The 1,929-nt window shown below is 74.7% G+C and carries 2 protein-coding genes and 2 pseudogenes; 3 read left to right on the forward strand and 1 reads right to left on the reverse strand.

Annotated elements, in window-relative coordinates:
- Both AOK11_RS36490 and AOK11_RS36495 read left to right on the forward strand, forming a co-directional pair.
- Nucleotides 1-294 (forward strand): annotated as a pseudogene (locus AOK11_RS36490) (DNA-3-methyladenine glycosylase 2 family protein); the annotation flags it as partial.
- A gap of 5 nt (nt 295-299) precedes the next feature.
- The gene (locus tag AOK11_RS36495) at nt 300-845 is read left to right on the forward strand and encodes a methylated-DNA--[protein]-cysteine S-methyltransferase (protein ID WP_055597926.1); all 546 of its coding nucleotides are present in this window, start codon (nt 300-302) and stop codon (nt 843-845) included.
- A 56-nt stretch (nt 846-901) separates the two neighbouring features.
- Here the strand turns inward: AOK11_RS36495 and AOK11_RS36500 are convergent, their stop codons facing one another.
- Nucleotides 902-1,384: a DUF456 domain-containing protein gene (locus tag AOK11_RS36500; RefSeq protein ID WP_055597925.1), complete on the reverse strand. Its 483-nt coding sequence runs from the start codon at nt 1,382-1,384 to the stop codon at nt 902-904.
- A 201-nt stretch (nt 1,385-1,585) separates the two neighbouring features.
- On the opposite strand from AOK11_RS36500, the pseudogene AOK11_RS45860 reads away from it, so the two are divergent.
- A pseudogene (locus AOK11_RS45860) lies at nt 1,586-1,929 on the forward strand (protein phosphatase 2C domain-containing protein); the annotation flags it as partial.

Below are 1,929 nucleotides of genomic sequence, written 5' to 3' on the forward strand. Positions count from 1 at the left end.
CCCGAACCGGCCGCCCTCGCCGGCGCCGAACCCGAAGACACCCTGGGCGCGCTCACCGCCGCCCTCGCCGACGGCGCCGTACGGCTCGACCCCGGCGCCGACCGGGACGCGGCCGCGGACGCCCTGCGCGGCGTTCCGGGCCTGGAGGCCCGTACCATCGCCGGGATCCGCACCCGTGCCCTCGGCGACCCGGACGTGGCCCCGCCCGGCCCCGCCCTGCCCGACAGCTGGCGCCCCTGGCGCTCATACGCCCTGAACCACCTGCGCACGGCAGGGGAGTTGGAGTACCCATGAACACCATGACACCCACCACGACACCCACCCCGACGAGCACGACGACCAGCGGTGCGGATGCCGTGGACACCTACTGGACCAGTGTCGACAGCCCCCTCGGGGCGCTGCTGCTCACCGCCGGCCCGGACGGGGCGCTGACCTCGCTCTCCGTGCCCGGGCAGAAGGGCGGGCGCAGTGTGCGGGACGACTGGCGGCAGGACCCGGGACCGTTCCGCGCGGCCGAGGAGCAGCTCGCCGCGTACTTCGCCGGTGAGCTCAAGGACTTCCGGCTGCCACTGCTCACCACCGGCACCCCCTTCCGGGAGAAGGTCTGGGCCGCGCTCGACGACGTCCCCTACGGGTCGACCGTGTCCTACGGCGAGATCGCCGCGCGGATCGGCGCCCCCAGGGCCGCGGTACGGGCCGTCGGCGGGGCGATCGGCGCGAACCCGCTGCTGATCGTGCGCCCCTGCCACCGGGTGATCGGCGCCGACGGGGCACTGACCGGATACGCGGGCGGTCTGGACCGCAAGATCCACCTGCTCACCCACGAAGGAGTACTCCGTCCGTAGCCGAGGGCCGAGGGCCGGGGGCGGGGCGGGGGCCGGGAGTCGAGGGCCGGTGGGCTTCAGCCCCAGATCACCGCGCCGAGCCACGCCGCCGTGATCAGCAGGCAGGTGAACAGCTCGGTCAGCACGCTCCAGCCGCCCGAGCGCATCGCCGTACGCGTCGCCGTCACCGCCTCGCCGTGGCGGCCCAGGCGGATCCGCTCGCAGGCGTAGACCCCGGCCACGAAACCCGGCACCGCGCCCAGCACGGGCACCAGCACGAAGCCCAGGAACGACCCCGTGCCCGCGTACGCCAGCACCCGGCCGTCGATGCCGCCGGCCTCCAGCCGGCGGTGCGGCAGGGTCCAGCGGACCACCTGGGAGAGGAACAGGACCACCGTCGCCCCGACGAGCACCCACCACGCCACGGGCCGCGGGTCCTTCAGCGCCCACCACATGATCGCGGCCCACACCAGCCACGACCCCGGCACCCCGGGCAGCAGCACTCCGCACAGACCGAAAAGGATCACCACTCCGGTCAGCAGGAGATCCCACGCTCCCATCTGTCCAGGGTGCCGGAGGACGACCGGAGGCGCAGATCAGGTGCGGGGGACGCGCACCGGCCCCTCGCGTCGACCCCTCGCATCGAACGGATGTGCCTCCAGGTGCCCCGAGTGGCCGGTGTGCCGTGTGCCGTGCGGTGCCGGGAACGGATTTCCCGATGCTCCGTTTTCATCGGGCCCGCGCGGTGGACAATCCAAGGTATGAGCGAGCAGGGAGGCAGGTCCACCGGTCACGAGGACGCCTGGTGGGGGCAGTTGTACGACGGCGCCACCGATGACACGGGCTCCGCACCCGCACCCGATTCCCTGGACGACCGCTTCGACTCGGCGGCGGACACGGTGAACGAGGCGGTCGGCGGCCCTGCGGACGCGAAGCCCTCCGCAGGGGACTCCTCCGGCACCCCGCCACCCGCTCCGAGGCCGGTGCCCGGGGGCGGGACGCCCCCCGGGCGGCCGCCCGGCACACAGCAGCCCGGCGGCCGGACACCCCGCCTCCCGGAAGGGCCACCGCCGGCATGGCCCCCGCTGGGCCGCACGACCTCGGC

Source organism: Streptomyces hirsutus (genome assembly GCF_001418415.1).
Taxonomy (GTDB): Bacteria; Actinomycetota; Actinomycetes; order Streptomycetales; family Streptomycetaceae; genus Streptomyces; species Streptomyces hirsutus.